The organism is Lacipirellulaceae bacterium, from assembly GCA_040218535.1.
GTDB lineage: Bacteria > Planctomycetota > Planctomycetia > Pirellulales > Lacipirellulaceae > Adhaeretor.
Map to the genome: position 1 here is coordinate 375,669 of JAVJRG010000012.1, position 26,984 is coordinate 402,652.

Below are 26,984 nucleotides of genomic sequence, written 5' to 3' on the forward strand. Positions count from 1 at the left end.
CCATAGCCCAGGGTTCACCCATCACGAGCCCCAGCGAGTGTGGGTGTACCCTGGGGAAGTATTGCGAACCACATAGCGACCGAGCAAAAAGGTGTGATTACCGGCGGCACATGTACGAGGTCGCAAAGGGCCGAGCCAAACCTTTCCCATTTCGACCTCGGTTGCGGTCTTCCGGTACACACACCTTGCTGCTCGGTCGATTCTGGTTGTTACACCTTTACTCAGGGTACGATCACACTCGCTGGGGCTCGTGATGATCGAACCCTGGGCTATGTTGCTTATCGCCTTCGGCGTAAGAGCGAGCTTCCGCTAGGTCGGTACGGCTTGCACCTCAGCCGACTCCCCCATGCGGCTCTCAGCCTCGCTGGTGTCGATTTCTAGACGCATGGTGACGCTCCAGCGACCATCGGCGTCGGGGATCACCACCCAGTGCGGAACGACCGCCACTGATTGGTGAACGAGTTCGAAGCCGCCTTCGCTTTGGCTCACCGTTTCTACAGGATAGGCCCAGACGGGCGTCGGACGCTCGAAGGTGAGGCCCAGGCGAATGCCCAGCCAGCGGTCGACAAGCCCCAGTCCGGATGTCGCTTCGAGATTGAGCTGTGTTCCAAGTTGTCCAATGCCATTGCCGTCCTGGTCGGTAAAGTATCGATCGTCCGCTCCGGCAGGAAGTCCCGAGAAATTGAACTCAGGAGCCAAATGAAGACCGATATCGCTAGGCAAGTTCTCCAGTAGATAAGCGATCTCTAAAGTTGAACCGTTGCTATTGAGCGTAATTCCCTTCGTCAGCTTGATCTCGCGGCCGTTCACGTTTCCTTGACGTGACATCTGCAACTGAACGCGACCTTCCCCGCGGCGGAGCTTCGATTCGAAGCTGCCATGGACAAAGTCTCCGCGTTCTTCAGCGGTGCCGGAGACGACTTGCTCAAACGGGACATCATCAGCGTAAAAGTGATCGACTAACGAATTTCGACGATACGCGTCGTACTGCAGTCGCTCGTCGAGGCCTTCCTGCTTGAACACGACGCGATCATGGATGCTGGCCGCACCGTCATCGCCGTGATTCTCACCCTGGAGGACTTTGCGATGGTATGCTTCCGCTCGACGAGTAAGCGTAGCCCCTAAGTTATGGCAGATGCTGTTGACGTCGAGCTCGTAGATTTGGCCACCCTGAGCAGGAGCAACCAGGGCCATCAACCGGTTATTGACCAAGCGTACTTCCTGCCGCCCGTCGAAGTTGTAATCTGCTGCCGTGACCTCGACAAAGTTCCCTTCGTTTCGCCAGCCGCGACCCTCAGCTTGGTCCAAAAGATTGTCCGCGGCGATGAGTTTCTCGAACACCGCATTACGAAGGTGTGGCAAATAGATGCCGCCGAAGGCACCATGCCAGTAACTGCAGTTGCACTGTCCGCGGTAGAGTTCACGGCGGGCCTGTTCGATGAATTCCCCTTCGATTCCTCGGTCAATCGCGTCCTGCAAACGACGGCTCACCATCTGCATGCGTGAGTACATCACGTTCGTTTCAGGGTACTTCACCTTGAAGTTTCGCCAGTAGCCACCACGTACGAAAGGCTGAATCGCGTCCCAATGGCCTGCGTCCTGCAGATCGTGCTGAGCATCCTCGTATTGATTGATCCGAGCCGCGGGCAACGACCACTCGGTCATCTCGCGGTAACTCCCCTCAGGAATATAAACCTTGCCCAACGGCGGCACGTTCTCCAGAGCTTCGGTCGGCGTGGTAACCTTTAACCAATCACTATTCTCCAGGAGTGCTTGGAAGAAACGATCGAGCCAGCCATGTTCGTAGACATGCTCCTTCGTTCCCGGCCACGTGCCGAACTTCTCGCCATCGTCGCCGAATACCATCACGGCACCAGGGCGACGTTCGGCAACGCTCCGCAGATAGTCAATCGTCTCATGCGGTTCTTGGAAGGGAAGAAGATAGCGAAGCCGTTCACTGCCGGGGAAGACGCGCAACAGATGGCAATCGTCTTCGGTGACGTAGTACCCGTCGAGTTGCTCGTCCGCGAGGCCCGCATTCTTAAAGTGGAAGTCATCGAGTACCGTGTACTCGATTCCTGCTTTGACGACATCACTGGTGAGCGATTGCTCCCAAACACGCTCGGGCATCCACATGCCGCGGACTTTCGCTCCGAGGCGATTCTCGAGCCAATCGCGGTACGCTTCGATCTGGCCAATCCGATCACGCGAAGGAATCATCGGGAGGATCGGTTCCATCAACGGCCCGCCGACGATTTCTACACGCCCCGTAGCGACGAGCCCGGCGAGCCGATCCACGTATTCGGGGTGGTGCTGGTCAAGCCATTCCATCAGCGAACCGCTCGTGTGCAGCGCGATCCGCAAGCCCTCGTACCGCTCGAAGACATCCAGAAACGGCAGGTAACTATCGCGGTACGCCTGCTCGAACACGCCATCGAAGTTGCCGATGGGCTGATGATTATGCAGGACGAGAACTAGGCGGAGAGGTTGATTCATAGCGATCGCGTAATACTCAGCGGCAAGGCCGGTAGGAAAACTTTGCGGACAATCGTCGCTGCACCGATGATGTGCGACGCGACAATTCTAATAGCATTGCGTTTTTGCCTGATTATCGCCAGTCGTCGCGGCCCCGAATCGGTGAAACGGCGGTGATTCGCAGAGATTTCTCACCGCAAGATCGGTAGGAAGCGTGTGGGCGACGGAGAGTACCCAAGTTACGGGACCGGCAAAAACTAGCCCGCGAGCGACGGAGAGCTTTTTAATGAATCGTTGACCGCAGGCGCTCCGCGGCGAGTTCTGGAGCGACGGAATTGATCATCACCCCGCTGCCCAACTCCAACCCGGCCAGCCTAGATGTGCGAGGAAGCAGTTTCCAGTGCCAACGATAAGATTCGTCAAAGTCGTCGACTGCCGGAGCTGTGTGCAGCATCAAGTTGTAAGCCGCATCAGGCAAGAAGCTGCCCAGGGCCTTCAGCAGTGTCAGAAGCACCTCAGCCAAACCAGCGATCACCTGGTCACGAACTTGTTCGAAACGCGGCTGATGTTCGTTTGGCAAAATCCAAGTCTCGTAGGGGAGGCGTGCTGGGTAGGGACAGAGCAGCGTGAAATTCTTATCCGCTAAGACAAGCCGGTCCCCGCTACTTTGAGCTTCGGTAACCGCTGCACTGAAATAGCAATCCCCCCGTTCTCTTCGATACGCATCGGCTCGTCTCAGTTCGTGGGCGAATCCCTGCGGAAGAAACTGAAAGGCCGTAAGCTGGCTATGCACATGCGCAAGCGAAGCACCTGCAGCAGGGCCAGCGTTCTTGAAAAGGGCCACGGACTGATACCGCTTGTCAGCGAGCCAATACCGCAAACGATCACGCTGGACGGTTAGAATCCGCGTCCATTGCTGGACATCCAAATCTGCAGGATCGGTGACATGCTCCGGCGACTCGATAATCACTTCATGCATCCCAAGCTCTCCGGTGACTGCCGGATACTTGTTGGGAACCACTCGCACTTGCCAATTGCCTTGCTCATCGCAACTCTCTGCGACCGTGGGAGGCGTTTCTTGCTCGTGACCGGCGCAAAAAGGGCAACCGCGTTTACTAGCCGGCGAGCTACGCTCGGTGAGGGAATCGTCAACGACGAAGTCCTGCGGTCGCAAGCTTCGATCCGCGGCGATTAGTACCTGCTGGCCGGTGAGTGGATCGATGCGGAGCTGGTTCATTGCCTGCTTTCCTCGTTCCCACGCTCACAACGCATAAAAAACATCCAAAACAGACCTAGGCTGACCACCCCAACCAATGCGCCCAACCAAGTGCGCCCGAATAGTGCAGCAACGGCCAGAAAAGGAGCAAGCATCATCACGTGAGTCAGTGGAACTTCGTAAGGTGAAGACACCCTGACGCGATGAAGCCTGGTAATCGTCACGTAACAAGAGACACAAACAGCCAACCAAAAAGTTGCCAATAGAAGTCCACGTACTCTAAACTGAGGCCGAGGGACCTTCATGGCGATCTGTCGATTCCGCTGCAAGATAGTCGACTCAACCCGCGACCGCTTCCATTTTCTTTGCCAGCGTCCGTTCATACAACTCGCGATACTCACCCGCGCTGCGACCCCAGGACCAGTCTTGCCGCATTCCTGTGGACACGATCTGAGCCCACGTGTCGGGGCTGTTATAAATGCCGCAAGCACGGTGCAGGGTTTCGCTTAAAGCATACGCAGAATAGTCATAAAACGTGAAACCGGTCGCGGTGCCGTTCTCGATCGTTTCTTTGTGGGCGTTGACGACCGTATCGTTCAAGCCGCCCGTTTCGCGTACCACAGGTACGGTGCCGTATTGCAAACTGTAGAGTTGATTCAGCCCACACGGTTCGTACTGGCTGGGCATCAGGAACATGTCGGCCCCCGCCTCGATGACGTGCGCCAGTTCATTGGAGAACTCTAAACGAACGGCTATCCGATCAGGAAACTCCAAGGCAAGGTCGGCCAACATTGAGTGATACTTGGGAGCACCCGTCCCCAGAATCACCCACTGGGCAATCGGGTCTCCGGCGTTGCCTTGCTCCGCCCAGTCACGCATCACGCGAGCAATCAGGTCAAAGCCCTTCTGATCTGCCAGTCGCCCCACCGCGGCTAGAAGTGGGACCTCTGGTTGCTGGGGCAACTCCATTCTTCGCTGAAGCTCGGCTTTGCACTTGGGCTTTACCTCTCGCCATGTGTCAGCGTTAAAAGTGTTCTCGCCAAGGAACTCATCGGCCACAGGGCTCCAAGCAGAGTAGTCAACGCCGTTGATGATTCCCGAAAGGTCGTCACGGCGATGTTGCAGGATGCCCTCAAACCCGCAACTGAGCGGCGGCTCGAGAATCTCTCGGGCGTAGGTGGGGCTAACCGTGGTGACCGCGTCGGCAAAGGCAATGCCCGTTTTGAGGAAGCTCAACTGGCCGTAGTATTCCATCTCATGATGGTTGAAGTGCTTCCAGTCGATCCCAGTGAGGGCCATGTCCCAGTGCCAGAAGTTGCCTTGATAGGCGAGGTTATGGATCGTCAAGATCGAGGGCAGTCGGCCCAATTGCGGATGATCGTTGTAGACGGTCTTCAAATACGCTGGTGCCAGCCCGGCGGTCCAATCGTGACAATGGACCAGATCGATGTCGAGGCCCAGCTTAGGAATCGCTTCGAGAGCCGCTCGGTTATAGAAAATAAAGCGTTCGCTGTTGTCGTCGTAATCCTCGCCCGCCTCGTTGTAAAGTTCGGGGCGGTCGAAGTAGTCCTGGTTCTGGACGAAGTAGACGGTGACGTCAGACTCTGGGAGACGCCCCCTCAAGTAGTGCCCTTCGACCAGCTTCTTGCCGACGGGGATTTCGAAGTGGATGTCAGTCGGTTCAATCTCCAACCCCGCTTCGTAAATCGAGCGAAACGCAGGCATGACGAGCGTCGTCCGCACGCCCTGCTCGACCAACGCTTGCGGAAGGCTGCCACAGACGTCGCCCAAGCCGCCGGTCTTGGCGTAGGGCGTGGCTTCGCTGGTTACGAAGAGTACGTTCACAGGATTGCTCTTATGTTTGAGATTACTCAGCTTTTTATTTGAACCACAGAGTGCACGGAGAACACGGAGATAAACTGAATTAATCAGACATTCTCAAGGAACGAAACTTATAGTGAATCTAGTGCACACTTGCTTCTTCGATACAAATACAATCCATAGGACAACACTCTTTTGCAGATCGTATTTGATCATGATGGCTTATGTAGTAGCTCTCGGCGTCCGTTTTTATAGACGCTGTCGTATCTCCTTCGTTGATCTGAAATACCTCGGGGCACTCCGCCACACACATAGCGTGTGCCATGCAATCCTGCTTCACAATCCAAAGTCTAATTATCTTGCCCATCGAATCTCTGATGAGGGCTGGTTGGTGCCTACCTACTTATGGATCCTCAACAATCTTCCTCCGTGTTCTCCGTGCCCTCTGTGGTTCAATCAGTCTTGGTATCGATTACGAAACAGTTTGCCCCACGACTGAGCCGATTGCCTCTGCCACATACTTCAAATTCGACGGAGTCAGCCCAGCGACGTTGATTCGCCCCGAGCCAACAATATAAATTGCATGTTCGTCACGCAGGGCGTCCACTTGTTCTTTGGTTAGTCCGCTGAACGAAAACATCCCGCGTTGCTGGGTGATGAACGAATAATCGCCGGGGACGCCCGCTTCCTCCAAAGCATCGACGAAGCCTTGTCGCATATTGTTGATGCGGCTCCGCATGTCCGCCACGTCTTGCACCCACTGGGCTCGCAACGTGCTGCTGCGAAGAACTGTGTTCACAAGCTCCGCACCGTGGGCGGGCGGGTTGGAGTAGAGCTTGCGAATCACCGCGTTGACTTGCGTCTGCAATGCACTTGCCGATTCGACATTCGCGCCAACCACAGCCAACGCACCGACACGTTCGCGGTAAAGGCTGAAATTCTTGCTGAAGGAACTGCAAATCAGTAGTTCGGCGCCCTCGCTAAGAAAAGCTCGAAGTCCGGCGGCGTCTTCCTCGATGCCGTCGGCGAAGCCTTGGTAGGCGAAGTCTAACAGTGGCAGTACGCCCCGTTCGCGCAAGACACTGGCGATTTCTTCCCACTGCGCAACCGTCGGATCCACGCCGGTTGGGTTGTGGCAGCAACCGTGAAGCAAGACTACATCACCAGCAGGAATCTGCTTCAGCGCTGCAAGCATCCCCTCGAAGTCGAGTCGGTTCTGCTCCGCGTCAAAGTAGGGGTACTTCTTCAGCTCAAGCCCGCAGGCGGCAAACACATTCGGATGATTCGGCCAAGTCGGGTCGCTGTGCCAGAGGGTCGCTCCGGGAAGGTTCGCCTTGATGAACTCACCCACCACGCGCAACGCCCCCGTGCCTCCCGGGGTCTGGGCGGTCGCCACGCGCTCCGTTTCGATGACTTCGTGACCCGCGCCGAAGAGTAACTCGCAGACTGCTTCGCGATACTCGGGCAGTCCTGGAATTGGCAGGTACGATTTGGTGGCCGCCTCTTCAGCTAGTTGCTTTGCCGCGGTGCTGACACACTCCAAGATGGGCGTTTTCCCTTGTTCGTCTTTGTAGACGCCTACACTCAGGTTCACCTTTTCCGAACGAGGGTCGCTATTGTAGGCAGCGGTAAGGCCGAGGATGGCATCGGCTGGGGCGGGTTGGATTTTCTCTAACATCGCTTCATTGTCAAAATAAAGTTTTGAGCAGGTTCGCTTCTGTCAACGAATTGCGCGAATCTCACGAATGATCCCTCGAAAACAATTCGTGAGATTCGTGCAATTCGTTGATAAAACAAAGTCGGCTGATAAATGAACTAAGAAATCAAGTCGTTGACCGGCAGCAATATGCCGTGCGAGAATAATATCATAGAACGTCCTTGGGCTAGTTCCTAGTCCGCCATCTCCTTCCCCCTTCCGCCCTCCACGTTCCCCCCTTTGAACATGTCGCCGACCCAAGCCTCTGAGGAAAACTCCCAGCTCAAAGTTGGTCTGTGGCTGATCGGCGCGCGTGGCGGAGTAGCCGTGACAACGATGGCCGGGCTGATTGCTCAACAACGGGGTCTTTCGAGTAACAGTGGGCTAGTGAGTTCGCTCCCCCCTTTCGCACCGCTGCCTTTGGCCCGATGGAACGATTTCGTTGTCGGCGGTCACGATATTCGTGAGGCTCCACTCATTGAGGAACTAGAGCGATTGCACACCACCAGCCGAGTACTTTCGCCGACGCTTGTGGAAGCGTGCCGTAGTGAATTCGAGGAAATTGAAAAGCGGATTCGCCCCGGAACTTTGTGGAACGTTGGCGAACGAATTCGTTCCCTGGCCGGCCCTGCTTCAGCAGGCCGGAGCAGCGGAGAGGACCGGGGTGCTAAAGCCCCCACGGCCAAGACTGGTGAAGAAGTAGTAGCGGCGGTCCGGGCAGACCTGGCGGAGTTTAAAGAAGCGAATTCGCTCGATCAGGTCGTAGTTATCAATCTCGCTTCAACCGAAGTGAGCCCGAGCGAATCAAACTCTTGGCCCACCAAGTGGGAAGCGTTTAAAGAGTTACTGCCCACTGCCGACTGCCGACTGCCCGCTAGTTCTCTCTACGCCATTGCCGCGCTCAACGGGAGAATGCCTTACGTCAACTTCACCCCGTCGCTGGGCTCAGCTTTGCCGGCTCTCGACGACTTGGCTCGCCAGCGAGAAACTTGCCATGCGGGACGTGACGGTAAGACCGGAGAGACGCTGCTCAAGAGCGTCCTCGCTCCGATGTTTGCCGCTCGTCACTTGGAAGTGATGAGCTGGGTCGGGCACAACATCTTCGGCAATCTCGATGGCAAAGTGCTAGACGACCCGGCGAACAAGCAGGCCAAGCTTTCCAGTAAAGGCAACCTGCTCGGCGACATCTTGGGGTACGATCCCCAATCGCATATTTCGATCGAACACATCGAAAGTCTGGGCGATTGGAAAACGGCCTGGGATCACATCCACTTCCGAGGCTTTCTCGATACGCCCATGACCTTGCAATTCACGTGGCAAGGCTGCGACTCGCTGTTGGCCGCCCCACTGGTGCTCGACCTCGCGCGTTTTACCTTGCTCGCTCAGCAGCGTTGTGAGGTTGGTGCGTTGGAATTCCTCGCGAGCTTCTTCAAGAGCCCGCTCGGCGAGGGCGATCAATCGTTTGCCGCGCAGTATGAGCGACTACTGGCTTGGGCAACATAGTAGCCATATCGCTCCGCGATATGAACTGCGACGCCGCCAACACGCGTTTTACATCACAAAAGTGCGCAATGTCTTTCGATACGCCGCTTTCATCCCGCGGAGCGAGATGGCTACAGTGACTTAATCAACTTTTTGAGCCGCTTCCGATAGCCATAATGCTCGACCTCAAGCCGGTGACGGGGTGAATTCTTGAACTTCACTCCGTAGTCCTGCGGCTGCGACACTTTCTTCAACTCCTGAAAACGTGCGTATCGCGTTGATTCTTGCTGCCTCGCCTGTATGTACTTTGCCACTAACTGCGACTGATAGTCGACAAGCCCCCACTGTCCGCTATCGGGTTGGATGAGTCCGATACAAAACAGATCGTCGCGCTGGGGGTGAAAGATGTTTAGAAACAGTTCGGGGGCGCCGTTGCTCCAATTCAAATGCTGCTCATCAACAAAGGGAAAACTCACGCGAAAACCGGTCGCGTAGATGATGAGGTCGATCTCTTCGATGGTGCCGTCGGCGAATTCCACCTGCTGCCCCTCGAAGCCGCGAATGTCGGGCTTCAACTGCAAGTCGCCGTGGCCCACATGGTGATGGATTTGTGAATTGATCACAGGGTGCGTTTCGAAGAGCCGGTGATCGGGCGTAGGAACACCTGTTCTTGTCGAGGGTCCCAGCGTCAGGTGCATCACGCCGCGGGCGGCTAGGCGACGTGCCCACAACGGAAACCGCAACCAATGCAACAGTTCATGACACTGGTCAATCGGCTTGCCTCGGAAAAATTTCGGTAACACCGGATATCGTCGTCTCGTGCTTAACAACGCTCGATCAGCATGGATGGCCGCTTCGACCGCTAACTCGCATCCCGAATTCCCACCCCCAACTACGAGCACCCGTTTACCCCGTATGACGTCGGGCGTCTTGTACTCGCTTGAGTGCAAGTGCTCGCCGGTAAACTCACTGCCGTACTGTTCGCGTTCATCGGGCCAACGCGGGTCCCAATTGTGGCCGTTAGCGATCACAACGCCACGGTATCGTCGCGTTTCACCATTCTCCAACTCAACCTGCCAGTCACTTTCGCTAGAGGGAGCGATTCGTTTGACCGTCGTGTTGAACTGAATGTGTTCCCGCAATCCAAAGTGTGCCGCATAGTCTTGAAAATACTTCCAAACCAGCTCGTGCCCCGGGTACTGCGGATACTCCTCAGGCATGGGGAAGTCGGTGAACTCGGTGAGCCGCTTCGAGGAGATGAGATGCGTCGAAGCGTAGATGCTGCTCGCCGGGCGACCGTAATACCAATTCCCCCCGAGGTCGTCCTCGCGTTCCAGGCAATCAAACGGAATACCCGCTTGCAGGAAATTCTTCGCTGCCGCCAAGCCCGAGGAGCCGGCGCCGAGGATGCAATACTTTTCTTCAGTTGCTCTGTCGGTCTCTGAGGCCATCCCCTCACTTCTAGTTGGAACTGCGAGCGAATCCAAGGGTTTGAAGTTCGTAGTTCCGCCTTTAGGCGGCAGATGTAGGGATGAGCGGGCGAGAGCCGCCTAAAGACGGAACTACAAGCCTTGACACCCGCGACTAATTAGTGTACACAAATTCACTATGCCGATTTCCGCACCGCCCTCGCCTGCCGAAATGCTTTTCGGGGCAAATATCCGCCGACTAATGGCTCGTTTTGACATGACGTTCGCCGACGTGGTTGAGGCCACTGGTCTGGATGAACGCACGCTACGGAGCCTGCTGCGCGACCAAACCCGCCCCCACGCGCGTACGATCCATAAACTGGCGACCGGGCTGGGAATAAGCACCGATGAGCTCTTCCGCGAGCCCTCCCGTGCCGCGGAGCAAGCCGCCTTCGACCGGGCGACCAACCCCACCGCGGCAGCCACGATCGAGAAACATCCCGAGATGTTCGCTGGCTGGACTGCTGAGCAGTTCGACGAACTTTACAGCCATCGGGGTGTCGGCGGGGAATTGACCGAAGAGGGGACCCTCGCCCTGGCCGAATCGATGAACCAGCGCCGCGAGCTACTCAACCAAGCTGCCTTGCTTTTGGAAACCGACCAGGCCGACTTGCTGCGAGATTTTATTGGGATGTTGTATGAACGAGCGAGTGCGGTGGACGGCACGACGCCTCAAGTAAGAAAGACCGGATAACAGGATAAGCCAGATCAACAAGAGAAGAATTAGACTGGATCAACAGGATTCTCAGGATCAAAACACAATCCTGTTCATCCTGTAAATCCCGTCTAAAAAGATCTCGTCAATCCGGCTCATCCAGTTATCCGGTCATCCCTCCTCGCGCACCACGGTGACCACCGGCAGTACGTCAATCCGTTCTGCTTGATCCACGCGCTCGATCCAGAAGATCGTGCCATCCTCGCCAACTAGCCGATCTTCCGGCTCGAGCTCCAAGCTACCACCAAAGATGACTTCGAGCCGGGTTGTGCTCGTCGGTGGGGTCGCCGTACGGTCAACGATTGTCTCCACTGGCTGAATCCGTACGGGGATCGCGGTGGCGACGTAGTTCCAACTTTCGATCTCCAACTCGCCGCCATTATCAACCCATACGGCGCGCTCAACATCGACGCGATCGCTCAAGCCGTAGGCGACCCGCAACTCGCGGGTTTCGCATTCCCAGAGCCCGACGGTATCGAGTCGCTTGAGCGACAGAATCGTCCAACGGTGGCCGAGACCATCGACTAACGCATCGGCGCAAGCGGGGCTCGCCGCCGCTTCAGGCAAAACAAACTGCCAGCGTGCATCAGCTGCAGTGACCGCGCCGCCACTTGGCTGCGCTTCGCTTGTGACCTTGGAATATCGCCGCGCACTGACGATTGCCGTCGGTTCTGTTGAGTTCGGGCGAACTAAGGTGACCGGCTCAAGATAATCAACGACTACCGCGAAATCCACTTCGAGATTCAAATCAATCATCCGGTCGTTCCTTCCGTGCGAACTTCAAACGGTTGGCACTCGGCAAGCTTGCGGTCGCACCAATCAACGGTTCGCTCTAAGGTTTCGATGTACTCGCTCCACAAAACTCGCTGGCCATCGAGCCAGTAAGTCGGTTTGGGGTTGGCCCGAAGCTCGATCAGTTGAGCGAGCGCCCCGCTGCGAATGGTCGCGAGCTGTTCTTGAGTCGTCTGATTCTCTGACATTAGATGCACCACAGTTGAAAGCGAAAGACGATCGGCTGACCATCCACGGGGGTCAGCTCGTACCGAACTTGATAAACGGCACCCGCTTCGGCAAACGCCTGGTCAGTCGTGATGTCGATCTCGTGGCGGAAGTTGTAGCCGGTTGCATCAACATTCCAGGGCGGTCCGGTTTGCAGCGTGTCAAACAGCACTACGGAAATCGTCAGTGAGGCATTGTCGTGCCCAGGGACTACCGTTCGCTCATTCGGACTACGCGGATCAAGTTGAAAGATCGTGTAACTCGCCGAGGCAAGTGAGATTTGTGTCACCGGCGAATCGTCAGCGTCGACAATCCGCGCCAGCAGCACTGCCGAGCCCTCGCGAAATACGACCCCCGGCATATCTTTAGCGTTAGCCATCAGGAAATCACCTCCGCTGCAAGTTGAGTTTGAGAAATGCTTGCCACGCCTGCGTGAGCGACTGAGCCGACCTCTGAAGAAAGCGTGTGAAACTCGCCAGCAGGTTTGAAGAAGGGACCTCGCTGGCGTGCAGGAGCGAGTGCGACGCCGCTAGATCCGGCCCGCAAAAGTTTCGGATGGTCGACAAACGTCGGCGTTCCACTGGTTGAGAGTTCGGGCCCCAGGCCTGGACGACGTGTTTCGCTGAGAAACTCGTAATAGGCCGTCAGATTTCGTGCCACAGGTAGCGACCAAACCGGCAGTCCGGATGCCAGGGCAGCAACTTCTTCGTCGGAGAGGGCCGCATCGAAGATCATCGCCTCCGCCACGTCGGTCGCTCCGGCGTGAAAGTAGTTGCCGATCACCAGTTCCGTGGGGGCTGTGAAAGAATGCGAGGAAGAGTTCGTCCCTTTGTTTCCACCGTCAAGGTAGACTGCTCGCGAATTTGCCGACGCAAACACTCCAACGACATGATGCCATTGGTCCGGGTTCATCGCCGCACCAGCGATTGCTAGGCTGCTCCCGCCGCTACGCGTACGGGCTATGGGTCGATCCGAACTTTGTCCCGCATAAAAAATGTCGTAATACACGCCCGCCGTGGTGTTCTCCAAGCTCACCAGCGGCGTGATCACATTGTCCCCAGAGACTCGGAACCAACCAGCAATCGTGAACGGATAGTCGACAAGCGCCGTGAAACTGGCCGAAGCCCCCTGCCCTGATTTCGTTTCGATCCCCACGGCTACGCCTCCTCTATCTGCAAGGTGACGAGCTTCCAATCGCCCGAGAGCGTGTCGTCTGCTTCGCCAGGTCGCCGAACGAGCGTCACTAGCAGAAGCTCTCCCGCGAGCAAACCGCTCACGGCAGCGGACGAACTGGTCGCACTGGCCAGTTCGCCCACAGTCGCGGGAGCCACGGCGACGAAATCAACCGTGGCGTCCGCCGCTGGTGGTGGATCAATCGCGTCGCCCGCAGAAAGTCGCGTTAGCTCGCACCGCAAACTTGCCTGGCCGGTATTGCTTGCGGCCAAGTACGTTGCTTTGGCGGTTAGCTCACCACCGCGATAGTGCCCAGGGACGACAACGAGAAAGCTAACGCTACGATCGGTGCCATCGTCGAACACGTTCACGGGAAACGCACCTTCGAGCGCAATCGTCGCCGCCCCCGAAGCGGGAGGACGATTCGTCAAAGCGTCGAACATGGCAATCGTATCTCCAGTCGCCATTGGCTTTGCTCCTTTCTATTCCATAAATACAAAGTTCATGTCATTTCGACCGAGCTTCCAGCGACCGAGAAATCCAGATCGAACCCTAGGTTGACCGGATTCCTCAGTCGCCGAGGCTCCTTCGGAATGACAAAATTGGCACGCGAGTTAGCCGGTGCACTTCACGACATAGCGCGGATTGATCACCGCCGCGGCACCGCGTTCGCTCGCCTTGAATCGCAACACGATGTCGTTGTTGAAGTCCGCTTCGCTTCCTAGCGGCGCCTGCGTCACCGTGATTGGCCAGTTCTCCATGTAGGCAAATGCCTTGCGGAAGTCGCCGACGAACCACCATTTCTTGGCATCTTCTGCCGCTTCACCCGTTGCGAGAATTCGTCGATAGGCCAGCCGACTTTCCTGCACGCGATAGTTGCCCAGTGGATTCGCTGCCGTCGTGGTAGTCTCCGCAGCAGCCGCGGCATAAGTGATTTCTGCCGCGTTAAACACGCGATGCGCCGCGTGACGATAGGCAGGCATCACCAGGACGGTCGTCCCACGCACAAGCACGGGCTCACCCGTGTCTGGGTCGAGAATCTCCGCGAAGAGCTGCTCAGCGGCATCCACGTTGGTCCAGTCAACCAGCTCGTTGCTGGCAAGCTCATTGATCCAGCCTCCGGAGGTCTGATAAGTATCGAGTGCCACGCCATTTCGCTTGTAGTTGTTCGTCGCGCCGATGATCACGTCGAGCAGACGTTTTTCCTTGTTCAAACCGAGCGCTTCGCCGACTTCAGCAGCACGGCGGAGGATCAGATTCGTGCGGTCAAAGAAGATCGCTTCCTTGGTGACCGGCACAATGAAGCCACGCTTCGCCGTCGAGGGCGTTTCAATGTAGTCCTCCCCGAATCCGAAGTTCGGATAGGGCATCCCTGGCGCAACCTCTTCAGCAACATCCGCCAGTCGCGATACACCAGGAATCTTTTCGCCATCCAGTCGCGTCGGAATCGTCTCGACCAGCTTGCTCGCGACGAACGCCTCCTGCGTGTAGGCATCAAGAATCTTCGAGTAGATCACCTGCCCCGCGACGTTCATGAAAGCCGTCACGTCGACGCCCTCGGATTCGGTTACGCTAACCGCACCTCCCGCGCGAGGATCCAACAAACGCACCCAATGTCGCCCGTCGGGGACCAGTGCTTCGGCCAGATCACGCAGGCTAAAGTCCTCGGGTTCCAAATCACCCGTCTGTAGAGCTTCACTCAAATGCTGCACGGTACGGTCGGCACCATCCAGCTCATAGCGTCGTTTTAATTCACGATAATTGAGAGACATGTTTATCCTTGGGTTGATGCTGTGTCTTGTCTTTCATCCTTCTTCCCTCTGCCTTCGTCCTTGAACTACGCTGCGGCTTGTGGACCGCCCTGCATCGTTGTGCTGACGATATCCACCAGCACGCGCTCCGTAGCCGTGGCCGCTTGCCGTGCACATCGTCCGATGGCCAAGTTTTCTGTTGCGACCGGTTCGACCTCTTGCGGCAAGAGAATCGTCCCCAGCGGATCTTCAGCACAGCCAACCAGTTCTCCCAGCTCCACGGTCCCACTCACCATCTGGAATTCGAACACGCCGCTGGTAGCGATGCGGATGGGAGAGGTGTCCCCACTAGGCGAAGCCTGCATTGCCACGCCAACGAATTCATCGTGCAGTGCTTCTTGATTGGCCGCTTTTGTGCCCTGATCAGCCAGCGCTCCGGCAGTCGCGGCTTGACCGTTGCTGAGATAAACCAAATCGCCGATATCAATCACCTGAAACTCGGAGGCAGGGAGCAACACAGGATTGGTGTCACCGTAGCGCCAACGCATAACATTTGCCATGAAAGGTCTCCTTGGAAATAGAATTAGGTTGCAAAGTGGGTGGCTGGGGACGAGTGGAGCGAGCCCCAGTACAACAAGCTGGGGGCTCGCTCCACTCGTCCCCAGCCACCCTAATAGTCATTACCCGTTGCCTTTGATCGCTGTTGCAAATTCCGCGGCACTTGCGATAGGCGAAGACTCGGGATCGACAAGGCTCGACGGATCAACGCTCTGCGGACGACGCGACAACGCCGCACGCTCGGCTAGCAACGCGGGCACGTCCTCGTCGGAAGCGTTGAGCAAGATCGCGTAGAACTGCTCGCCAAGTGACTCCTCCAGAGACCCGGTTCGTCCGCTCGACAATCCGTACTGCTGGGCCAGTTGAACGAAGAGAAGCTCCCGCGCAACACGGTCTGCCTTATCCGTTACTTTGGTGAGTTGCTCCTGAATCACTTGCTCTGCTTCTTCAAGCAGATCGGGCCGGTGCAAGCGAAGCGTTTCAACAGTCAACGCGTCGTAGCACGGTTCGTGTAAACATTGGCACTGAGGACACTTGGTTTGACGACAGCTCGGCGACTTCGCCTCGAACAAGCCCTGCGTCGTCGCCGGGTCAGCGACCAAATCAACGCTTTGCACGTGGGTAATCTCTTCGACGACGGTCTCCTCGCCGTCGCGTGAGAGCCGAGCCAAAACGTTGTGCGAGAAGCCAACGTTTTTCGGATTGTGCTGAGCGTCCCAGACAAGCTGCTCAGCCAAGGCGTGCTTGGGGTTGAAGTGCAGGTCGGCAACGAGTCCTCCAGCCGCAGGGCCGCTCGAAGATTCTTCACTGCCGGTAAATTCAACGTTTCGTATCACTCCTAGTCGATCGCGATAATCTCGCGGAGTGAGCGGCCCACCCGCCGGGTGATTGACGTTGACCTTCGCTCCCTCGTAGAGGGGAGCTGCTTCTCGCAATGTCGATTCGCGATACCGCCGACCATTTTTCGAGTGCAATCCGATCAGTTTCACGCCACGCAACACTCCCGAGGCGGCATCCACTCGGACGGTCACGCCACGCGAATCCGCATACTCGGTGAGCGGCTCGGTCGCTTCCGGCTGATTGGCCGAGACTGAATTGCCAGCGACCGAATCGCGTTGAGAAAGGGTTTGGCTCATAGGCAGAGTTCTCCTAAGTGAGAGTTTTCCTCCGAAACAAAAAAAGCCTCGCTGATCGACCTTCGAGGAAGGTTCTCAGCGAGGCTCGTCGCGATATCCGCCTTAGAGCGGACTCGTCGTGATACCTGTCATATTGTTGAAATCAGGCAGCCGCAGGCTAACAGCCTGCCGGATTTCGCCGTTCAATCTTCACTTGCCAAGACGTGCCCTGAACAGGTGAGCTTTCCTCCAAGGCTCCGGCAGCCAGGTTTGGCTGCGGCTGCCTGAGCTTACCTGTGGCTTTACCACGCGGAGCGTGGTGTTACTCTGGTCGTCAAACTCGTATCATCCGCTCACTCGCCACTCGAACGTGCTGCACATGGCCATCTTGCAAACTGACGGTCAACGTGGCCGTGCCATGAAAGCCTTTCTGACAGACGACTGCCAGCAAGCGTTGTAGCTCGGCGACAACGGCTTGGTTTCGGTCACACGACGGATCATTGCTCTTGGTGTTGGGCATGCATTTCATTATCTGAATTTGGCGAACTCGTTCAGCAACTTTTTTTGGCCACAAGCGCAGACTTAGCCCGCTACGGCAATATTTTTTTGCTCTTGCTCATAATCGAGGCCGAGGCGCTGGCTCCAGGTTTGTGCGGAGAGGATTCCTTTCTCGAAAGCGATCTTCTCAACCTGGCACTCGCGTAGTTGGTCGCGCACGCGTAAGGTTGGCGGAGTGATTTGGATTTCAACAAGCTCGCGGATCCCCCCTGGTAAACGGCCGGCCGCAACGGCATCTTCAATCACCCGCCACATCACGTCGCAATCGTCTTGCATCTGCGTTGCCTGTAACCGCTCGAACATCTTCACCGCCGGTCCTTCCGCGACCAGCGTTGACGCATAATTCGCATTCGAGGCGTCGGAAGTGAACATGAACTCCGGCATCACCAGGCGGGCAGCGATGGCACGCAACTCGGCTTGCAACACCGTTACAAAGCTTGCCGCGTCGATTCCTTGAGCGGGGAAGTCGTATTCCAAGCCGGCTGGAGCGTCGAGAATCGTTCCCGGGGCGTACTGCGTCACGCCCCGGCCTGAGGAGGTCGGCGTCGCAGTGGTTTGGTCCGCGATAAACTGCTCAACCCCACTGCGAGTGGCGCTGCGGTGCTTGCGAATCAGTGCGATCGCCGATTGGATTTCCGCCACGACGCTCATGTTGCGCAGTAGTTTCTCAACCCGCCTCAAATTACTGCGAACCGCGAAATACAACGGCAGTCCCCGCTTCACGTTCCCATCGACATTCGCCTTGCGGTGCTGAATTTCACCCGCAGGAACCGGCTGACCATCGACGTAGTAGCCGAGGACTGACTCGACATCAGCAAGTTCGGTCTGGATACCAAAACTGACGCCCGGCGTACGTTTAAGTTCGGGGGGCGTCGTGATCTGTTCCGGCTCGATGAAGCGAACCCGCGTGATGCCGTCTACGGCAGGAAAGTACCGTAGGAACGCCTCGCCATCGCGATCCATCCGGCGGACGATCTCTTGCTGGCGGCTTTGCCAACGGTTCTCGTGCGTGAACTCGTCGAGCACTTCTTGCACTCGCATCACCAAATCATCCGGTGCTTCGCGACCTTTGCGAACCGTTGCCAAGTAGTGATGCCCTGGCCCAACGAGATAACTGATGCGATTTTCAATGCCGTTGATCGCGAACTCGTTGCTAGCCGCCAGCAGACGGCATTGCCGTCGCACTTCGGCAAGCTGGGTTTCATCTCTGACGAGGCTGGCCACGTGGGTTGGCGACTGGCCGTCAACGCTCACTTCCGACCACCACTGGCCATCGGCGTCAAGAAACGCTTCGCGAGGATCGACTAGCGAATCCCACAGCGAGTCGCACGCTTCGACCACGCGTTGTTCAAGTTGTTGGATCGGTGATTTAGACATAGTTGCTCCTGAGTTGTTGACAGTAACACCAAGCTCCGCGTGGTGAAGCCAATAGGGAAACTGAAGGAAGTGTTCATTTCCGCCACGAACAAAGGCTATTGCTGGTAATTCATCACCACGCAGAGCGTGGTGTTACTGTGGGTAGTCGATCTCCCAGGCCATCAGTGACACTCCCACCGTGATGTAGCTCCTCTGCTAGCCGCAGTGCCATCTCAAGTGCGTCCGGTCCATCGTCATAACTTCCCAGTGGAAAATCACGGAGTTGATCAATGAGTAACCGTGTCGAGGCGCTCCCCTTGTGAAAGCGCAGCCTGCGTTGCGAAAGGTAAGGACCGAGGCGACGAATGCGCATCTGCTTGTTCGTGTGGTTGGTGATCGAAATCGGCAGAGCACGTGGGAAACCCTGCCGTCGAAACTCCTCAGTGAACTCTCCGGCCAGCAACTCTTGGAACTGATTCGTCTCAACGCCGAACACCGCTGGTTGAAATCGACGGTAGAGTCTCACACCGTCGGCAACCATCTGTGGCGTCGGCCGGCGGGCGAGATCGGCTTCGATGAAGACATGCCCGCGGCGATCCACCCCCAGCATCACGAAGGCGGAATAGTCGCCGTGCTTCGCGTCGGTTCCCTTACTAGGATCGAGGGCCATCGTTTTGAGTTGCAGATCGGCAGGCCATTCTGAGAACCAGATGCACTCCCCTTCTCGCTGCTCACTGAAATAGCTCTCCGGCCACTCACAGCGCTCGGGATCCACCGGCGAGCTTTGTTTTTCGCGCTCAAAAGCAGTGTGCCCCTCCTCGGTACGCATTCGCATAAGTCGATAGAGGTCTTCCTCTTCCGGCCACAGCAGTTCAGCACCTTCGTCCATGTCTACACGATGCTTTGAATAGAACTGCTCGGCTTCCTCCAGCGCGTTCGGCGAATCGAGATTGCAGTAAATCCGTTCCCACTCTTCCCAAAGGTCGGTCCGCGTTGGCCAGTTTTCGATCGCACGGAACAACCGCGAGGTCCAACCGGGCGTGCGATGTAGTTGCATGGCCAGCGCATCGCGATGCAGGGCCGTCGCCAGATTTACGAGGTTGGTCGTTCGCGAGCCCGCCTTCAGTAACGATCCGTGAAACCAATCGCGGCTTGAAGCACGCTGCGTTGCCGAAGCGATATGCTGATCGTTCTGCAGATCGTCGCACACGATCAACGTCGGACGGTTCGCTCCACGACGCCGCCCGCGTAACCTTTGCCCGGTTCCGTAGGCTTCGATGATCGACCCATTCCGCAGCTCAATCGCACTGGCCCGCCACCGCGGACCGATGCCGACCGCACGCGGATAGTCGGCTGCCAAGAGTTCGTTGGTCTCCAGTTCGTGCTTCACATTTTCCAGATGCGTTTGCGCCTGGTTTTTGGTGTCTGAAACGATCCAGATGTAAGGTTCATTGTCTTCGAGTGCGGCTTGCAGAACGAAGCTCAAACTGCCAATCGTGCTCTTGGCGGCACCGCGAGGACCGATGACGTTCAACTTGCCGCCGCGGCTAAGCCGCAAGCGGTCGAGTTGCTCGCCGAGCCACAGATGGAGCTTCGAGGGAGCTTGCCGAAAGTGCCTCGGCAGGTAGCGCTGTCCCCAGGTGTTCGTTCCCATGTCGCAGGAAGGCCGTTGGTGAGTGTGCTGACGCAGGCGTTGCGTAAGCGTGCTGAGGATTTTCAGTGTGCTTTCATTCATTGAGCCACACCCCAGTCGTTTTCTTCTCCATAAAGTTCCGATGAATTATTCACGACGGTTTGCCGAGGTTTCTTAGCTACCCTGTTGATGCTCTCCAAACGCGCGAGCAATCGGCGGCGTTCGACAACGTCGTTGATTTCTTCAGCGATCAACGTTTCTAAGAGGTCGATCACTTCATTCAGCTCGTGCGGCGTAACCGTGGCCGCACGCCGGGCGAAGCGTTCCGGGCTGCGGCGTTCAAACCACCAGACCGATGCTCGCCAGTTCTTCTCATCCTTGGCGGCGTTGTGAATCGTTTTCATGTAGTTCACCTCGGCGGTCGCTTCTGCCTTTTTCATTCGCTTGCAAAACTGTTCGTTGGCCCATAACGCCTCGCGCAGCTCTGCCTGCGTGCAATCAACGTACTGGCAGGCGGTTTCGCGATCGCAGCCCAGCACGACCACTCGGCAAGCTTCTTCTTGTTGTGTCTGTGTCAGCAATCTTCTTTTCCTTTGGAACACCGAGTACCGTAACACCACGCTCCGCGTGGTGGATCTTTGAGAAGTCTCAACCACGCGGAGCGTGGTGTTACAATCCTTGATATTCGAAGCTGACCACTGCTCTTCCTGCTGAGCTTTTGTAGCCCGCGTGCATCCGCGAGCCGTGACGGCTGCTGCCGGTTTTCTTCACGCAGACGGACTTCCACAGTGGCGAGTTCCGACAGTGGCGGATCAGTGCGGGGTGACTGCTGGTGATATTCATGCGATGTCCCTCCTGGCGATGCAGCGAAGCGACCTCGGCCAGCACACGCATCCCGATGCCCATGCCTTGAAAATCAGGTAACGTCACCAGTCGCGAAATCCGGCGGTGGCCCTTCCTGCCAATCACGGGCAACGTCGCAACAAACGCGACCGGTACCCCATCCCAAGTCGCCAGATAACGTCGTGCGGAAGGAGCCAGTGAGCCGCTCAAATAGTGATGACGCGCAAACAGTCGCCACGTAGCCAGTCCGCAGCGGTGGATTTCCAGCTTGATCTCTGGTCGCCTAAGACGCCTCCGTGTGAGCTTCCCCGTGGCCATGTCCAACACCCAATCAGCTTCCAGCCACTCGGCAACGTCATAATGACAGGTCACCGCGACGAAGCGCGGCAAGCTGCCACGCCGCACGCCTTTCGCGATGGCCGTCGAGCAAGCCTTGGCGACGTTGCGATCAACGACGCTGGTGAATTCGTCGAAGACGACCAGTGAGCCGGGTCGTCCCCGCCCCCGTCCTGACTCGCCACTCCCCAACGCCCTCGCCAAATCACAGCGAAACTGTTCTCCATTGCTCAGCACGGCGTAAGGCTTCACCCAGGAAGGAGGTGAGCTAAACCCGACGGCGGTAAACAGCTCAATCACCCGTTCCGTTGGCAACTCCCCAAAGCAATCAACCACCGCTCGGTCCGCGGGCCACTCCGCTTTCGTGTAGAGTTGTTCGCCGAACGCCTGGCGAGCGATGGTGCTCTTGCCACTTCCTGAGGGGCCAACAATCAGGCTGACTTCCCAGTCCTCGCTCAAGTCGGGCACCTCAACCGAGAAGCTCTCCTCGACCTTCTCCTTCAAAGGGACATCGAACATGCCGGCGACTTGCTGGACGCGGAACGAATCGTAGACCGGGCAACTTACGCTAACGTCAACACACGGCATCGGCGTCCCTCCTGTTTGAGTGATTCGTAGACTTCTCGCTGCTCCAGCTCGTCCTCGCACTCGACGACCACTTGATAGGATTCGGGAATCGTTGACTCCGGGACCTGTTCTGCCGCGGCCAAAGCGGCTGCAGCCGAATCGGTTTCGCTGGCAATCTCTGCGAGCATTGGTTCAATACCCGGCTCCGCGAACTCGGTCGATCCGAGTAACTCTCCAAGCTGTTCCTTGTCTGTTCCCGCCATCGCGGCAAGCGGATCGTGCGTGAGGAGGATCTTCTCCGCTTCTTCGCTGTTCACGTCCAACACCAATACGGGAACCATTGCCTCAGGCGTGGTCTCCGCGCGAAGGTGGCCATCGATCAGTTCCAGCGTGCCCTCCTCAAGTTCGCGGACAAGCAAAGCGCCTGCGTAGCCGATCTCAGCAAGAACGCCCCGCATGGCATTCTGCTGAGCCGTGGGATGCGTCCGCCAGTTCTTAGGATTCGCCCGAAGTGAACTGGCCGGCACGCGACGGAGCTCTTTGATACGATCTTGATACATGGATTCTCCTAGTTTCACTGCCGCGACTCGACGTGCGTTGAAGAACGCGTCTGAGCATGGATGCCATCGACCACGTCGTTGAGGACATAGCCCACGGCAGCTCCCAACAGGGCAACTAGCGTGATCCACGTGCGACGAAAGATGCTAATCCAACCCACCACGCCCAGGTCCCCGCCCGTGCCGCGGAGTGTGTCTTCGATATTTCGAATCATTCGGTAGTTCTCCTGAACATGACGCGGCAGGTTGCCCTGGGATTCCGAGTCGTACCCCAACTCGCTCCGCAAGTAGGAAATGAGGTGAACAAGTTGGGGATCGGGTTCCATAAGTTGTCACACGGGTTAAGAAGTTGTGTCATTCCGACGGGAGGCTAGCCGACTGAGGAATCCGCGTTGTCCTTGGGCTTATTCAGCCGTTGTTCATGCCAGATTCCTCGGTCGCTGTCGCTCGGTCGGAATGACAGGTATTCCAAGACTACCCACGCGTCGCCGTACCGTCCGCCGTTTCACTTCTCAAATTCGGCGAGTCCGTCGGACCCAGCGGCTCTTCGGTCGGACGAACACCGGCGGCCATGTCGACGCGGTTCGCGTCGCCGGCGAAGGCTTTCAGATACTCGAGCGTCTGCACGTAGCTGCCGTACATGCGCATCGAGTCTTTCACATAGATAAACGTGCTACGGAAACGGCTTTCCAGTCGTGTCCAATTGACGATTGCCCGGTCGAGCGCTCCGAGCAGTATCAGCGCATTCTGGCTGCGGAAATTCAATTGGCTGGACAGCGGAATGTTCGGGTCGCTCCCATCCAGGGCCCATGGCAAAGCGATCAGACCGCCAGGGGCTTCTTGAACTTCCTCACCGCCGAAAGGTGTTGTCGAACCCAATAAGGTTTCCTGCGAACTGGTTGCCCGTTCAATCAAATCGCCCAGGGAGGCACGCTCGGGGTTGTACGTCACCCGGCGACGCATCCGATCTGCCGCGAGCAGGTGCTCCACGTAATGCTCCTTAGTCGTCTCATCCAGACCGCCCCGGACACCGAACTCGTCGTTCGAGACGATCTCCGAGCGAAAGTCGAACAGCGGACCGAGCGCTGCGACGATGTGTAAATTGCGTAATTCGGTAATCGCGCGACGGAATTGTTCTTGGCCAGGCATGGGGTGGTTCTCCAGAGGCAAAAAGGGAGTGAGTTACTACAGTGTTTCCAAGTGCGAAGGATGAAGGTTGAGGGATAAAGGATGATTATCGTTTGTGTGTCTTCTCGACGCTTCATCCCTCATCCTTCCTCCCTCATCCCTATCTCAAACTTCGTTGGCGCTACATCGTTGAATCGCTCACGCAACTCGCGCCTCAAATCGTCTGCGAACGTTGCGTCAGCACCACGGCCCTCGGCAATCTCGTCGAGCCGGTCGAGTGCAAGGCGTCCTGCAAGCGCATCTTGTAACGGGTCACGTCCTTCCAATTGCGAAAGTCGTAGAAGTTGTCGAGCTTCACGATCGTCACGTTCGATCGGCGCGGCTGACTCGATTGCGACTTCGTCCGTTGATTCCGTCGTTGATTTTTCAGGAAACGACTCTTCCGCAGCGGCGGTCGCCTCCTGAGTGTTGGACTTCTTGCTTCGTTTATGCCAGCGTCTGTGCAACAACCAGCCACCGAAAGCGACTCCGACAAGGCCGCTAATCGAAGCCCAACGAGGATTTGTCAATTGCCGCCAGATGGAACTCGACGGTTGACTCGGTGCATTGCTTGCCGATTTCGCCGCTTGCCGGGCTAACTCTTTTTCTAATGCGCTCAGACGCGATCGTGCTTCCTGTTGAAATCGAGGATCGCACGGACACTCACTTTGGCTTGGCTTGAGTAGTCGAGGTGCCTGCAGAGGTCGCCTTGGAACCAAAGGACATCGCCCGTCGGGACAGTTCGCGTTGCGTGCCCAGCTACTATTCGCGTTACGCGTTGAAGGGGCGACGACACTTTCGTAACGGCGACCCAGGGTGCTTTGCAGGAACTTCTCCAGGGGCTTGCCGGAACTGGCGTAGGTCACCCCATCGGCAGTTCCCCAAATCACGCCAACCAGTCGGTCTCGCGAATCGAAAACGCCGCCCCCGGAATCTCCCGAACGGACACTGCCACGGAGGCGAAGATTCATGCTTCCTGAGCTAGCCGTCACGCCCAAACCGAAACCAGAAACGCAAGCGAATTGCCCGTTCGGTCCAAAACCACAAGCGGTGAATCGTTCCGTTGCCGATGTGCTTAGAGAAACCGAAGCGGGTTGCAAGCGAGGCTTCGTAATTTCCAACGCAGCAAGGTCCGCTTCTCGATTGACTCGCAGAACCGTCGCTGCGTGCGTCGTGCCACCAGCAAACCGAACTGTCACGCGGCCCGTTCCCTCGCTAAACAGATGCGCGCACGTGAGGATGAATCCAAACTGAGCGTCATCGGTTATGTCGATCAACGTGCCGCTGCCGAGGTTGATGCTGCCGGTGAGTTGGTTTTCAATCCGACAGACTGATTCCTGGGACGCGTTTGCAATTGAGCTAACGGTAAGAACTAGAAACGTCCAGAACCACATTGTGTGTTGTATTTTCACGCGGCGCTCCCTTCGCTTGCGGTTTCGCCGTCAACATCAGGCACCAACGTAAACCGATACCGATAGAAAGGGCTCCGCGCGAGATCGCCTGGCTCCGTGAGTCGGTCAGCCAAGTGCGGGACCGGATCAACGCCTCCTCCAATGCGATCCGCCATCGCACAAGCTTGGCTGCAGAACGGAGGCAGGTCGCCGCTGCGGCGGTCTTCCGTTTCTGCCCGCACTAAGAATCGCCAGAGCGGCAAGTGCCTGAGCGCTGCCAACAGGACGCCCCAGTAGCCGTAATCGCAACCCGCGAGACGACGCATAAAACGGACAGCACCACGGCGGTTGTAGAGTCGCCAACGACTCGCCGGATTGGTTTCGAAAACGTCAATCGCACCGGGGAACTTCGCAACCTGAGAAGCCAACGTCACTGCCCTGCCCCCTTTCAACTCGCGAACTTCGCAGCAGAACGCATCGGCGCCCCACCACACGACCCGAGCGGCATGTGTGTATTCGCTCCGTCCAGCGACACCAATCAGCCGCGAGACGAAACCGCGACCGCGAAAGAGCAACAGATCGCCGTCACGAATCTCTTCTGACGCTTCGCTGAGAGGAACCAAACAACGCATTGAGTTATCTCACGTAAGAGTTGGGGCACAAAAAAAGCCCGACGCCGGCAAAGGTTGCCGACATCGGGCTCATGGCAGATACCAAAGGCTCTGCCTGATGCCTTCATGTCACACGTGTGATTTTACAAAATCGCGTGGCCTAATTTCTACAAGAAAGTCGTAAAACCACACTCCGTGTGGTTGAAACCTACACCCGAGATACCACACGAAACAATGCAGTTAACCAGAAGACTCGTCGCAAGTTTCAAAGACCCACCACGCGGAGCGTGGTGTTACAGTAAGAATCACCGACGCCACTGTGATTGTTGTCTTCGACTGGCGATCTGCCCTGAGTAGTCGCGCTCGTACGCGCTGAACTCCGCCCAGACGGGGAAGTGGTCGCTGACCATCAGTGCTTGCTCTTGCGAAAGATTAAACACGCGGACCATGTCGAACACGCCACTGCGGCCCGTGTATTCGGTCGTTGAGGGTTGGTGGATCACGAGATTGTCGTAGAGTTTCGTCTGCCGCGTGTTGGTGAAGACGCCAGTGATTAAAGGATAGATGCCGGGAATTTTCCCCAAGCGACCGAGGTTCCGATCATCGACGTTCAAGTCGCCGAGGATGATCACGTCGTCTTCGTTCCCGCCGGCCCGACGAACAACGCGGTAGACATCGGCCATCGCGTCGAGTTCTTCGTCCGTCTCATCAGGATCGGTGTGAATGTTCACAAGGGTAAATGAAAAGGCACTATCGGGATTCAGCCGCGTTTGAAAATGAGCGACCAATGGCTCACGATGCAGCAAATTGTCGGGATCGCTCAGCGTATAAACACTCGAAAAGTCCGCGGCAATCTTTTGGGTATCAAAGATGAACGCGTACTGTTCGGTTGAACGCGAGTTACCAATCCGCGGGCCGATGATGTGATCGTATTGCCTTCCCGTAGCGTTCACCAGCTTCACGAAGTTCGGCATGTGGTAGTCGTCGCTGGTGCGGATTTCTTGAATCGCAACGACGTCGAACTGCCGAATGATCTCCGCCAAGGTCCGAATCACGGCACCGTTCGCCTTTTCCCATTTCGACTTACCAAAGACTTGAATGTTGAACGAAGCAATCTTGATGGTCGGCCCCTCCTGCTGACGAGGAAGCGGTGCGACAGGTCCACCAGAAGAAGCGGGAAGATAAACGGGAGGCTGCGGGTTTCGAGCAGGTGGCTGCGTCGGTCGCTCAATCGGCTGCGCTGGTTGGAGAGGGGGGCGTTGTTCGTAGTTTGGTGGATAGTTGCCACCGATCACGGGCTGCGGAGAGCCTTGCGCACCGGGTTGCTGGGGACTGGGTTGTTGTTGGGTACCTGGGTATTGGCCACCCTGATACGGTCCTTGTCCGCCCGGTGCAGCGATATCGTCCAAGCCGCCACCGGTCAGGAACATCCAAACCAGTCCGCCTAAGACGCCAAGCGTTCCTAATGAAAGTAACCGTTGCACAGCCCTCTCCT

At 56.9% G+C, this 26,984-nt stretch carries 26 protein-coding genes; 2 read left to right on the forward strand and 24 right to left on the reverse strand.

The genetic code is table 11. The features are described from left to right. Window positions 1-309 precede the first annotated feature (309 nt). From RIB44_15505 to RIB44_15520, 4 genes are all read right to left on the reverse strand, one after another. Window positions 310-2,496 carry a DUF1926 domain-containing protein gene (locus RIB44_15505; protein ID MEQ8617980.1) on the reverse strand — a complete coding sequence of 729 codons (2,187 nt, stop codon included), beginning with the start codon at window positions 2,494-2,496 and terminating at the stop codon, window positions 310-312. A 262-nt stretch (window positions 2,497-2,758) separates the two neighbouring features. Beyond that, entirely contained in the window at window positions 2,759-3,712 is a 954-nt protein-coding gene (locus tag RIB44_15510) for a DUF4931 domain-containing protein (GenBank protein ID MEQ8617981.1), read from the reverse strand. A gap of 318 nt (window positions 3,713-4,030) precedes the next feature. After that, window positions 4,031-5,536, reverse strand: a complete 1,506-nt coding sequence (glgA, locus tag RIB44_15515; protein MEQ8617982.1) for a glycogen synthase GlgA — start codon at window positions 5,534-5,536, stop codon at window positions 4,031-4,033. A gap of 448 nt (window positions 5,537-5,984) precedes the next feature. Continuing rightward, the gene (locus RIB44_15520; GenBank protein ID MEQ8617983.1) at window positions 5,985-7,190 is read right to left on the reverse strand and encodes an amino acid aminotransferase; all 1,206 of its coding nucleotides are present in this window, start codon (window positions 7,188-7,190) and stop codon (window positions 5,985-5,987) included. Between the two features lie 264 nt (window positions 7,191-7,454). Here RIB44_15520 and RIB44_15525 point away from each other — a divergent pair, with 264 nt between their 5' ends. Further along, the gene (locus tag RIB44_15525; protein MEQ8617984.1) at window positions 7,455-8,711 is read left to right on the forward strand and encodes an inositol-3-phosphate synthase; all 1,257 of its coding nucleotides are present in this window, start codon (window positions 7,455-7,457) and stop codon (window positions 8,709-8,711) included. Window positions 8,712-8,821: 110 nt separating this feature from the next. Here RIB44_15525 and RIB44_15530 read toward each other — a convergent pair whose 3' ends face one another. After that, window positions 8,822-10,141 (reverse strand): NAD(P)-binding domain-containing protein, encoded by a 1,320-nt coding sequence (locus RIB44_15530; protein ID MEQ8617985.1) that lies wholly within the window; start codon window positions 10,139-10,141, stop codon window positions 8,822-8,824. A 157-nt stretch (window positions 10,142-10,298) separates the two neighbouring features. Here RIB44_15530 and RIB44_15535 point away from each other — a divergent pair, with 157 nt between their 5' ends. Then, a complete protein-coding gene (locus RIB44_15535; protein MEQ8617986.1) occupies window positions 10,299-10,853 on the forward strand; it encodes a helix-turn-helix transcriptional regulator in 555 nt (184 codons plus the stop codon). 132 nt (window positions 10,854-10,985) lie between these two features. Here the strand turns inward: RIB44_15535 and RIB44_15540 are convergent, their stop codons facing one another. From RIB44_15540 to RIB44_15630, 19 genes are all read right to left on the reverse strand, one after another. Beyond that, window positions 10,986-11,630 (reverse strand): hypothetical protein, encoded by a 645-nt coding sequence (locus tag RIB44_15540; protein MEQ8617987.1) that lies wholly within the window; start codon window positions 11,628-11,630, stop codon window positions 10,986-10,988. Then, a complete protein-coding gene (locus RIB44_15545; protein MEQ8617988.1) occupies window positions 11,627-11,854 on the reverse strand; it encodes a hypothetical protein in 228 nt (75 codons plus the stop codon). Before RIB44_15545 ends, RIB44_15540 begins: the two co-directional genes overlap by 4 nt. Then, window positions 11,854-12,252 (reverse strand): hypothetical protein, encoded by a 399-nt coding sequence (locus tag RIB44_15550; protein ID MEQ8617989.1) that lies wholly within the window; start codon window positions 12,250-12,252, stop codon window positions 11,854-11,856. The genes RIB44_15545 and RIB44_15550 overlap by 1 nt, the downstream gene beginning before the upstream one ends. After that, window positions 12,252-13,028, reverse strand: a complete 777-nt coding sequence (locus tag RIB44_15555) for a LamG domain-containing protein (GenBank protein MEQ8617990.1) — start codon at window positions 13,026-13,028, stop codon at window positions 12,252-12,254. The genes RIB44_15550 and RIB44_15555 overlap by 1 nt, the downstream gene beginning before the upstream one ends. Window positions 13,029-13,030: 2 nt before the next feature. Beyond that, window positions 13,031-13,513, reverse strand: a complete 483-nt coding sequence (locus RIB44_15560) for a hypothetical protein (GenBank protein ID MEQ8617991.1) — start codon at window positions 13,511-13,513, stop codon at window positions 13,031-13,033. Window positions 13,514-13,660: 147 nt separating this feature from the next. Then, a complete protein-coding gene (locus RIB44_15565) occupies window positions 13,661-14,818 on the reverse strand; it encodes a hypothetical protein (protein MEQ8617992.1) in 1,158 nt (385 codons plus the stop codon). Between the two features lie 65 nt (window positions 14,819-14,883). Further along, window positions 14,884-15,357, reverse strand: coding sequence for a hypothetical protein (locus RIB44_15570; GenBank protein ID MEQ8617993.1), 474 nt, complete (start codon window positions 15,355-15,357; stop codon window positions 14,884-14,886). 120 nt (window positions 15,358-15,477) lie between these two features. Beyond that, window positions 15,478-16,491 carry a hypothetical protein gene (locus tag RIB44_15575; GenBank protein ID MEQ8617994.1) on the reverse strand — a complete coding sequence of 338 codons (1,014 nt, stop codon included), beginning with the start codon at window positions 16,489-16,491 and terminating at the stop codon, window positions 15,478-15,480. Window positions 16,492-16,804: 313 nt separating this feature from the next. Further along, window positions 16,805-16,990: a hypothetical protein gene (locus RIB44_15580; GenBank protein MEQ8617995.1), complete on the reverse strand. Its 186-nt coding sequence runs from the start codon at window positions 16,988-16,990 to the stop codon at window positions 16,805-16,807. Window positions 16,991-17,052: 62 nt separating this feature from the next. Beyond that, window positions 17,053-18,405, reverse strand: a complete 1,353-nt coding sequence (locus RIB44_15585) for a phage portal protein (GenBank protein ID MEQ8617996.1) — start codon at window positions 18,403-18,405, stop codon at window positions 17,053-17,055. A gap of 112 nt (window positions 18,406-18,517) precedes the next feature. Then, complete coding sequence (locus RIB44_15590) at window positions 18,518-20,119, reverse strand: hypothetical protein (GenBank protein ID MEQ8617997.1); 1,602 nt, start codon at window positions 20,117-20,119, stop codon at window positions 18,518-18,520. Next, window positions 20,116-20,598 carry a hypothetical protein gene (locus RIB44_15595; protein MEQ8617998.1) on the reverse strand — a complete coding sequence of 161 codons (483 nt, stop codon included), beginning with the start codon at window positions 20,596-20,598 and terminating at the stop codon, window positions 20,116-20,118. Before RIB44_15595 ends, RIB44_15590 begins: the two co-directional genes overlap by 4 nt. An 88-nt stretch (window positions 20,599-20,686) precedes the next feature. Continuing rightward, complete coding sequence (locus RIB44_15600) at window positions 20,687-21,784, reverse strand: GNAT family N-acetyltransferase (GenBank protein MEQ8617999.1); 1,098 nt, start codon at window positions 21,782-21,784, stop codon at window positions 20,687-20,689. Further along, window positions 21,760-22,323: a hypothetical protein gene (locus tag RIB44_15605; protein MEQ8618000.1), complete on the reverse strand. Its 564-nt coding sequence runs from the start codon at window positions 22,321-22,323 to the stop codon at window positions 21,760-21,762. Before RIB44_15605 ends, RIB44_15600 begins: the two co-directional genes overlap by 25 nt. Before the next feature lie 14 nt (window positions 22,324-22,337). Beyond that, entirely contained in the window at window positions 22,338-22,646 is a 309-nt protein-coding gene (locus tag RIB44_15610) for a hypothetical protein (GenBank protein ID MEQ8618001.1), read from the reverse strand. 148 nt (window positions 22,647-22,794) lie between these two features. Then, window positions 22,795-23,469, reverse strand: coding sequence for a hypothetical protein (locus RIB44_15615; GenBank protein ID MEQ8618002.1), 675 nt, complete (start codon window positions 23,467-23,469; stop codon window positions 22,795-22,797). 119 nt (window positions 23,470-23,588) lie between these two features. After that, window positions 23,589-24,899 (reverse strand): serine protease, encoded by a 1,311-nt coding sequence (locus RIB44_15620; protein MEQ8618003.1) that lies wholly within the window; start codon window positions 24,897-24,899, stop codon window positions 23,589-23,591. Next, a complete protein-coding gene (locus tag RIB44_15625; protein MEQ8618004.1) occupies window positions 24,896-25,510 on the reverse strand; it encodes a hypothetical protein in 615 nt (204 codons plus the stop codon). The genes RIB44_15620 and RIB44_15625 overlap by 4 nt, the downstream gene beginning before the upstream one ends. Window positions 25,511-25,794: 284 nt before the next feature. Beyond that, the gene (locus tag RIB44_15630; GenBank protein MEQ8618005.1) at window positions 25,795-26,973 is read right to left on the reverse strand and encodes an endonuclease/exonuclease/phosphatase family protein; all 1,179 of its coding nucleotides are present in this window, start codon (window positions 26,971-26,973) and stop codon (window positions 25,795-25,797) included. Between the last annotated feature and the right edge of the window lie 11 nt (window positions 26,974-26,984).